Source organism: Nocardiopsis synnemataformans, from assembly GCF_965343085.1.
Classification (GTDB): domain Bacteria; phylum Actinomycetota; class Actinomycetes; order Streptosporangiales; family Streptosporangiaceae; genus Nocardiopsis; species Nocardiopsis alborubida.
In genome coordinates this window covers 21,473-29,489 of the sequence record NZ_CBDRFA010000098.1, presented here as the reverse complement: position 1 = coordinate 29,489, position 8,017 = coordinate 21,473, and the positions used below count along the sequence as shown (strand labels likewise).

General features: G+C 73.5%; 9 protein-coding genes. 2 read left to right on the top strand and 7 right to left on the bottom strand.

The window, feature by feature from the left end:
• Positions 1-30 precede the first annotated feature (30 nt).
• The 3 genes from ACSIH6_RS35455 to ACSIH6_RS35445 form a co-directional block, all read right to left on the bottom strand.
• Positions 31-801, bottom strand: a complete 771-nt coding sequence (locus ACSIH6_RS35455; RefSeq protein ID WP_435112693.1) for a YqjF family protein — start codon at positions 799-801, stop codon at positions 31-33.
• A gap of 272 nt (positions 802-1,073) precedes the next feature.
• Positions 1,074-1,487, bottom strand: coding sequence for a hypothetical protein (locus ACSIH6_RS35450; RefSeq protein WP_435112692.1), 414 nt, complete (start codon positions 1,485-1,487; stop codon positions 1,074-1,076).
• Positions 1,488-1,745: 258 nt separating this feature from the next.
• Entirely contained in the window at positions 1,746-2,651 is a 906-nt protein-coding gene (locus tag ACSIH6_RS35445) for a manganese catalase (protein ID WP_358420091.1), read from the bottom strand.
• Positions 2,652-2,893: 242 nt separating this feature from the next.
• Between ACSIH6_RS35445 and ACSIH6_RS35440 the strand changes: the two genes are divergently transcribed.
• Positions 2,894-3,943, top strand: a complete 1,050-nt coding sequence (locus tag ACSIH6_RS35440) for a sodium:calcium antiporter (protein WP_435112691.1) — start codon at positions 2,894-2,896, stop codon at positions 3,941-3,943.
• Between the two features lie 98 nt (positions 3,944-4,041).
• Here the strand turns inward: ACSIH6_RS35440 and ACSIH6_RS35435 are convergent, their stop codons facing one another.
• From ACSIH6_RS35435 to ACSIH6_RS35425, 3 genes are all read right to left on the bottom strand, one after another.
• Entirely contained in the window at positions 4,042-4,536 is a 495-nt protein-coding gene (locus ACSIH6_RS35435) for a metallophosphoesterase family protein (RefSeq protein ID WP_435112690.1), read from the bottom strand.
• Positions 4,537-4,585: 49 nt separating this feature from the next.
• On the bottom strand, positions 4,586-5,257 hold the full coding sequence (locus ACSIH6_RS35430; RefSeq protein ID WP_435112689.1) for a lysophospholipid acyltransferase family protein: 672 nt from the start codon (positions 5,255-5,257) through the stop codon (positions 4,586-4,588).
• Between the two features lie 148 nt (positions 5,258-5,405).
• On the bottom strand, positions 5,406-6,329 hold the full coding sequence (locus tag ACSIH6_RS35425; RefSeq protein WP_435112688.1) for a threonine/serine dehydratase: 924 nt from the start codon (positions 6,327-6,329) through the stop codon (positions 5,406-5,408).
• Between the two features lie 101 nt (positions 6,330-6,430).
• On the opposite strand from ACSIH6_RS35425, the gene ACSIH6_RS35420 reads away from it, so the two are divergent.
• Entirely contained in the window at positions 6,431-7,414 is a 984-nt protein-coding gene (locus tag ACSIH6_RS35420) for a LysR substrate-binding domain-containing protein (protein WP_435112687.1), read from the top strand.
• Here ACSIH6_RS35420 and ACSIH6_RS35415 read toward each other — a convergent pair.
• Positions 7,369-8,001, bottom strand: coding sequence for a trimeric intracellular cation channel family protein (locus tag ACSIH6_RS35415; protein WP_435112686.1), 633 nt, complete (start codon positions 7,999-8,001; stop codon positions 7,369-7,371). The two genes, ACSIH6_RS35420 and ACSIH6_RS35415, sit on opposite strands and share 46 nt — an antisense overlap.
• Positions 8,002-8,017 lie beyond the last annotated feature (16 nt).

Genomic DNA, 8,017 nt, shown 5'->3' with positions numbered 1-8,017 from the left:
GTGGCCTCGGGCTTCCGACAGGCGCGAACGCTACGGGAGGAACGGTCCCGGTCGGGGAGCGGGCAGCAGCGAGGGACACACACCGGTGTCCACGCCGGGCGACCACAGCACCGACACCGGATCCCGGTCGTCGACGCGCACACCCGCCGCCCGGAGCAGATCGCCCTCGTAGGCCCAGGAGTGCGCGCGAAACAGCGGCCAGCGCGGGTGGGCCACCCGGATCCACCACGTGCGCCCCGCGTGGCGGGTGTGCAGGCCCCAGCGCGCGGTCACGAACCGCTCCAGCGGGGTCTCGCGCTCCACCCGCTCGCCCACGGTCGCCCGCCACCGGCCCCGGGCCCCGCCCAGGGGCAGGCGGCGGCGCACCGCGCCCGCGTGCACGCCGCCGCTCCCCGCGCGCAGGGACACGTCCGACCACATGTAGGGCACACCCACCAGGGTTCTGGCGGCCAGGACGTTGTGCGCGGAGTCGGCGTCCATGGACAGGAAGACCACGCCCCGGCGGCCGTACCCGTCCACCGAGTACAGGCGCACGTTGACCTCGCCGAACCCGCCCACGGGAACCCCGGCGGCCGTGGTGAAGGGGACGCGGAAGGGCACGAGCCCGACGTAGGTGGTCCCGTCCAGCACGTCGGGCCGGGTGTGCTCGGGCAGCAGCGGCGCCACCCGTTCGGGAGGGACGGCCCAGTGCGCGAAGAGGGCGTCGCGCCAGCCCTGGTACAGCGGCGCGGGACCCGGCAGGGGGAGCGGGTCCAGGGGCGGCAGCGGCCGCCGGTCCACGCGTGTTGAATGCTCCTGCACCGGATCCTCCCCCTCGGACGGACACGCGGGGCGGCCGCACCCGTGTCCCAGACAGAGCCTACGCCCGCGCCGTCCGGGGCCCGGGGCGCTCCTCCCGTGTGCGGTCGGGAGAACCGGTCTCCCGCACCGACCCCGCCTCACCCGGCGCGGCCCTGTCCGTGTGCGGTGTGGTTCCCTCCCCACCGCCGCCCTGCCGACACACGTCCGCCCACCCCGCGCGGAGCGGGACGGGCGGACGGGGTGCCGGTCCCGACTTCAGGCGGGAGAGGGGGTCAGGGCGCCTCCACCCGGGTGAGCACCAGGGACGGCGGCCCGTCCGGGTCGGCGCGGAACTCCACCTCCGAGCCGCCGCTCGGGTAGAGCTGGATGCCGCCGATCCTGCCGAGTCCGCCGTCCTCGATCCCCAGGTAGACGAAGTCGCTGCTCGTGTCGCTGTCGACGAAATCCCAGCTGCCGCTGAAGTCGACGGGATCGGCCCCGCCGCCTCCCATGGCCTCCGCCCCCGACACTCCGGTGGCGGCGAACGTCCTGTCGGCCTCGATCCGGATCTCGCCGCCGGTCGAGTCGTTGCGGTACGTGCCGGGCAGTTCGTCGACGTCGACCGGAGCCGTGCACCCTGAGGTGAGTACCGCAGAAGCGGCCAGGGCGGCGACGAGCCCCCGACCAGCTGTCCTCTTGGCTGTCATGGCCCGAGATTAACGTGTCCGCCGCCGACCGCTCGTCCGCCTCCCGACGACGGACACCCCGTCGAGGTCGGGCGGCGACGTCGCATCGTTGGGTACGCCCGTGGCTCCTGCACGACCGCTCTGTCCGCAGAACGGAGACGATCACCCGGAGCCACGGGCGGCCGACGTCCACGGCCGGGCCTCCCGACACGGGACCATGTACCGTGACGCCGCGTCGACAGCCCGAGCCGGCACGCCGCTCGGGTCCGGGGACCCGGGCTACTCCAGGGTGTCCTTGAGCTTGTCCACGAAGCCCTCGCCCTTGGTGGCCTTGGACGGGCCCTTGACCGAACCCTCACCGCTGGGGCCGCCGTCGGTTCCGTACAGCGCGGGGTCCGGGGGCGGCGCGGAGGCCGGGCCGCCGAGCGGCTGGGGCTGGTCGAGGTAGCGCAGCTCGTGGCGGCCGTCGGGCGCGGGCCGGTGCGACCAGCCGCCGTTGGCGGCCGCCGTGCCGTCGGACAGGCCCCAGATCGTGTTGGCGTGCTCCTGGTTCTCCTCGTCGAAGAGCGCGTTGGGAGCGATCTCGCCCTCCATGCCGTCCTCCTGGAGTTCCTCGATCGCGGCCAGCCACATGTTCTGGTGGACGGTGTCGCGGGCCAGGTTGAACTGGAGCATGGCCTTGACGCCGGGGTCGTCGGTCATGTTGTACAGGCGCGCGGTCTGGAGCCTGCCCTGGGCCTCGGCCGCGGCGTTGGCGCGGAAGTCGGCCAGCAGGTTGCCGCTGGCCACGATGTACTTGCCGTTCCAGGGGGTGCCGCCGGAGTCGGCCGGTACGGCGCCGCCACCGGAGACGATGGCCTGCTGGGGGTTCATCCCGCCCACGACCGCGGCCACGGCCGGGTCCTTGACGGCCTTGGCCACGGTGGTGGCCGGGGCGCCCTCCAACAGGCGCGCCACCATCGTGGCGAGCATCTCGACGTGGCCGATCTCCTCGGTGGCCACGTCCATGATCAGGTCCTTGTACTTGCCCTCGACGCGGCAGTTCCATCCCTGGAACAGGTACTGCATGGTGACGGTCATCTCGCCGTAGGCACCGCCGATGAGCTCCTGGAGCTTGGCCGCGTAGAGCGCGTCGGGGGCCTCGGGCTTGGCCTCGAACTGAAGGTGCTTGGTGTGCCGGAACATGTTCACCTCGTCACTGGGGGATGTGGCCGTCTCACTGCGTGCTTCCGACTCCGGCTACCCGGGGCGGGCGGTCGCTAACGGTGATTGGGCGAGAGTTGGCTTTCCGTGTATCCGCGCCTGCCGTCCGAGGCCGGTCGCCCGACGCCCCGCCCCGGCGGCCGCCCGCCCGGGCCCGTCCGGATTCGCCGTAGGGGGAAGGGGTAGATGCCGGTCCGTGAGCACAGGAGAAGGAGGAGGTGGGCATGCTGGAGGCGTTATCTCCTCCCTGGCCGCTGGGATGGAGCGTCGCGATCTTCGTCCTGGTGGCCGTGGTGACCGTGGTGGCCAGTGTCCGGATGGCCTCGCTCGGCGACGTCCTGGCCGACCGCACCGGTTGGGGGGAGGCGGTCTTCGGCGCGGTCTTCTTCGGACTGGCCACGTCGCTGTCGGGGATCGTGATGACGGCGGTCAGCGCGGCCGGGGACCAGCCCGGACTGGCCTACAGCAACGCGGTCGGGGGCATCGCCGCGCAGACGCTGGCGCTGGCGGTGGCCGACTTCTTCTACCGGCGCGCCAACCTGGAGCACGCCGCCGCGTCCTCGGCGAACCTGCTCTTCTGCTGCCTGCTGATCGGCCTGCTGTCCGTGGTCGTGCTCACCGCCCTGGGTCCGGACGTGACGCTCCTGGGGGTGCACCCCGCCTCGGTCGGTATGGTCGCCTTCTACATGGGCGGGCTCTGGTTGATCCGACAGGAGAACGAGCAGCCGATGTGGCGGGCCGTGCGCACCCGGGAGACCGTGGTGGACGTCCCCGCCGAGGCGGGCACCGCCGCCGCCAAGGACGGCATCGGCACGGGCACGCTGTGGGTGCGCTTCCTCGTGGTGGGCGTCGTGGTGGCCGTGGGCGGGTGGGGGCTCGCCGAGTCGGCGGCCGTGATCGTGGAGTCCACCGGGCTCAGCGCGGGGCTGGTCGGCGCGGTGGCCATGGGCGCGGTGAACGCCATCCCCGAGACGGTCGCGGCGGTCGCCGCGGTCCGGCGGGGCGCGATGACCCTGGCGGTGTCCGCCGTCATCGGCGGCAACAGCCTGGACGCGCTCAACGTGGCCGTGGGCGACGCCTTCTACCGCGGGGGTTCGCTGTACCACGCCGCCACGGCCGACGAGCTCTTCCTCACCGTCGGGGCGTTGCTGATGACGGTGGTCCTGCTCGCCGGGCTCATCATCCGCCAGGCGAAGGGGTGGGGCCGGATCGGCTTCGAGGGCGTGCTGCTGATCGCGCTCTACGTGGGAATCCTCGGCGTGCTCGCCTTCTGAGCGGGGCGCCCCTTCGGCGCGGGCCGCAGGAGGGCCGCCGCACGGCAGCTCCCGAAGCCGAACCAGGCGCCCCTTCGGCGCGGGCCGCGGGCTCCCCTTCAGCCCACCCGGTGCAGCCGGACCTCGCCCAGGCGCCCGTCCTCCGCCACCACCGTCATGTACGTGTGGTGGGGCTGGCGCCGCCGGTCGGTGGGGGAGCCCGGGTTGAGCAGGCGCAGACCGGAGGGGGCCGTGGTGTCCCAGGGGATGTGCGAGTGCCCGAACACCAGCACGTCGCAGTCGGCGAAGCGCTCCTGGCAGCGCTTCTCGCGTCCGCGCGCGTCGCCGGTCTCGTGCACGACCGCGAAGCGCACACCGCCGAGGGTGGCGCGGGCGACCTCGGGCAGCCGGGCGCGCAGTCCGGCGCCGTCGTTGTTGCCGTGGACGCCGACCAGGAGTGCGGCCCGCGCGTCGAGGCGTTCCAGGCTGGCCAGGTCGCACCAGTCCCCGGCGTGGATCACCGCGTCGGCCCGGTCGACCTCGCGCCACACCTGTTCGGGCAGGTCGCGGGCGCGGCGCGGGATGTGGGTGTCGGACACGATCAGTACGCGCATGCGCGCAAGCGTAGGTGACGCGGGCGCCGGTCGCGCTTTCGCCCGCGGGTCACTCGTCGGCGCCGAGGGAGTTGTACCCCTTGGCCCGCTCCTGGCCCGAGAGCGCGTGGATGGAGTCCATGATCCGGTCGGTGATCTCCCGGCGCGCCTTGCCCGGGGCGAGGTGGTCGTAGCCGGTGGAGAAGTCCAGCGGCTCACCGAAGCGGATGCTGAAGGGGTGCGGGCGCGGCATGGAGGCGCCGACCGGCTGCACGTCCTGGGTTCCGGCCAAGGCCACCGGCACGACCGGGGCCTTGGACTCCATGGCCAGCAGGGCCACTCCGGTGCGGCCCCGGTACAGGCGCCCGTCGCGCGAGCGGGTGCCCTCGGGGTAGATCACGCAGGCCTCGCCCTCGCGCAGCCGGTCCAGCATCATCTCCAGGGACAGCATGGCCCCGCGCGCGTCGCGGCGCTGCACCGGCATGGCGCCCAGGGAGGAGAACACGGTCTTGGTCACGCGGCCCTTGACGCCCGTCCCCTCGAAGTAGTCGGACTTGGCCAGGAACCGCACCCGGCGCTGGGTCACCGACAGCGGGATGATCACGCTGTCGATGAAGGACAGGTGGTTGCTGGCCAGCAGGACCGCTCCGTCCTCGGGGATGTTCTCACGGCCCTCGATGGTCGGGCGGCACAGGGTACGGGCGAGTACCGATACCGTCTGCCGCAACGCACCGTAGAACACGTGTTCTCCCTCACCAATGGTCGGATGCCGGAGTCCAATGTAAGGCCGACCCGTCGGTAACAACGGGTCGGGGGGAGAGAGTGCTCCAGGTCACCACACCGGAATGACGGCTCTGACCAGGCTTGTGACGTGCGGATTCCCCGCGGGGTCAGTCGGCGCGGCGCCACTCGGCGTTGGCCCCGCACACCACCAGGCACGGCCGCTCGCCGGGGACGCGCCCCGCCAGCCAGGCGGCGAAGGGCACGGCCGCGGCCGGTTCGGTGGCGATGCGGAACTCCTCCCAGAGCCGGTCCTGGGCCCGCAGGATCTCGGCGTCGCTCACCAGGGCCCGAGTCACCGGGTGGGCGCTCAGCACCTCGAAGGGAACCCGTCCCAGGGTGGCCGCGCCCAGCGCGGAGGAGGCCACCGAGTCCACGGGGGTCCGCACGGGGTGCCCGGCGGCCATCGCGGCGTGCATGCTCGCGCAGCCCTCGGGTTCGACGCCCACGACCTCGCGCCCCTCCGCGCCCAGGCGCACCCCGGCCACCAGCCCGCCGCCGCCGACCGCGACGACGATGGTGTCGCACTCGGGCGCGTCGGCGGCGATCTCCAGACCGATCGTGCCCTGACCGGCCACGACGAGGGAGTCGTCGAAGGCGTGCAGGTAGCGCACGCCCTCGGTCTCGGCGCGGTCGCGGGCCGCCTCGGCGGCCACCGCGTAGTGTTCGCCCACCCGGACGATCTCGGCGCCGGTGGCGGCCAGCGGCGCCGCCTTGGCCTCGGGGATCGACTCGGGGACGTAGACCGTGGCGCGCACGCCCAGCAGGCGGGCGGCGGTGGCCACCCCCAGACCGTGGTTGCCCCCGGAAGCGGTGATCACCCGGTCGGTGTCCTCCCCGCCCAGCAGGGCGTTGAGGGCGCCGCGCAGCTTGAACGCTCCCGTGCGCTGGAGGTGCTCCAGCTTGAGCGTCAGCGGCCGACCGTCGACCTCGGCGTGCATGACCGGGGTGCGGCGGGCGTAGGGGGCGATGCGTTCGGCGGCGGCACGGACGTCGGTGGCCGTGGGCGCGGCGTGCGCGGTCGTGGTGCTCATACAGCCCACTGTGCCCCTACCCGCCATTAACTTAAAGTTGGGTCTGCTAAAGATCGTTAAGTGAAACTTTGTATCTGACTTTGTGTGGAGGGAGGGGCGCCGTGCTGGACGCCAACAGGGTGCGGGTGCTCGTGGAGATCGCGCACGCGGGGTCGATCGCCGCCGCCGCCGAGCGCCTGTCCTTCACCCCGCCCGCCCTGTCCCAGCAGCTCACCAAGCTGGAGCGCGAGGTCGGGTGCACCCTGGTCGAGCGCGGCCGCACCGGGGCCACCCTCACCGAGGCGGGCCGGGTCCTGCTCGAACACGGCGAGCGGGTGCTGGGGGAGCTGCGCGACGCCGAGGCCGCCGTCCGCGCCGTGGCGGGCGAGCCCCCCGACCGCCTGTCCCTGGGTGCCTTCGCCAGCGCGGGCAAGGTCCTGCTGCCCGCGACCCTGGCCGCCTTCGGGCGCCAGCACCCCCAGGTGCGCCTGTCCCTGTCCGACATCGAGCCCCCCGGAGGATACGGCCTGGTCGCCTCCGGTGACCTGGACCTGCTCCTGACCCACCGCTACCCGGGCGTGCCCCTGCCGCGCGCCGGGGGCCTGCACCGCGAACGCGTCCTGGTGGACCCGCTGCTGGTGGTCGTGCCGGAAGGCCACGCCCTGGCCGAGCGGGACGTGGCGCTGGCCGACCTGGCCGACGAGGAGTGGATCTGCGGGGCCCCGGGCATCTACAACCGGATCAGCCTGGACACCGCCGCCGCTGCCGCCGGGGTGCGCCTGACCGTGGCCTACGAGACCCGCGACTACGAGGTGGCCCTGGCCCTGGTCGAGGCCGGGGTGGGGGTGGCCCTGGTCCCGCTCAGCATCCTGCGCTCGGACCGCCGGGGCGGCTGGGCCAGCCGCCCGCTGCGCGGCACCCGCCTGGCCCGCGAGATCTACGCCGTGTACCGGCGCCGCCCGCCCGAGCCGGTCCCGGCGATGGTCGAACTCCTGCGCGGCGTCGCGTCCCGGGCGCTGGGCGGGGCCGTGGAGGCGGGGGGACCGGACGCGGGCGGGTCTCACAGCGGCGGGGAACCCGGCGGGCTGGGCGCGTTCCAGCGGTAGAGCAGTGCCAGCAGCCGCACGGAGAAGCACAGCACCGCCCCCACCACGGCGATCCAGCCCCAGGTCAGGCCCGCCCAGTACGCGACGGCGACCAGGCCCGCGCCCAGCAGGGCGGGGACGGCGTACAGCCGCGAGTTCGCGCTCAGCACGGTCGGCACCCGGTTCAGCAGGACGTCGCGGATGGTTCCGCCGCCCACCCCGGTGACGACGCCGAGCAGGGTGGCCTGGAGGGGGCCGAAACCCAGTTCCAGGGCCTTGGTCGCCCCGATCACGGCGAACAGGCTCAGCCCGGCCGCGTCGAAGACGAGGATGGGCCTGCTCAGGTGGGTGAGCTGGCTGCTGAGGAAGAACGCGGCGGTCGCGCCCAGCAGAGCCGTGCAGATGTAGCGCCAGTCCTGGAAGGTCGCGGGGGTCACGCCGAGCAGCAGGTCGCGGATGACGCCGCCGCCCAGGGCGGTCACCACGCCCAGTGCCAGGACGCCGACGATGTCCAGGCGCGCGGTACGGATGCCGGTCAGCGCCCCGTCGACGGCGAAGGCCAGGATGCCGATGAGGTCCAGGACGAGGATCAGGGTCTGCGTGGACATGCGCGTGCGCCGGGGA

What these genes read in the sequence shown, in the direction of transcription:
- ACSIH6_RS35435 (WP_435112690.1), bottom strand. Translation starts at nt 4,536, where the DNA reads ATGCGCGTACTGATCGTGTCCGACACCCACATCCCGCGCCGCGCCCGC.
- ACSIH6_RS35445 (WP_358420091.1), bottom strand. Translation starts at nt 2,651, where the DNA reads ATGTTCCGGCACACCAAGCACCTTCAGTTCGAGGCCAAGCCCGAGGCC.
- ACSIH6_RS35440 (WP_435112691.1), top strand. Translation starts at nt 2,894, where the DNA reads ATGCTGGAGGCGTTATCTCCTCCCTGGCCGCTGGGATGGAGCGTCGCG.
- ACSIH6_RS35415 (WP_435112686.1), bottom strand. Translation starts at nt 8,001, where the DNA reads ATGTCCACGCAGACCCTGATCCTCGTCCTGGACCTCATCGGCATCCTG.
- ACSIH6_RS35425 (WP_435112688.1), bottom strand. Translation starts at nt 6,329, where the DNA reads ATGAGCACCACGACCGCGCACGCCGCGCCCACGGCCACCGACGTCCGT.
- ACSIH6_RS35450 (WP_435112692.1), bottom strand. Translation starts at nt 1,487, where the DNA reads ATGACAGCCAAGAGGACAGCTGGTCGGGGGCTCGTCGCCGCCCTGGCC.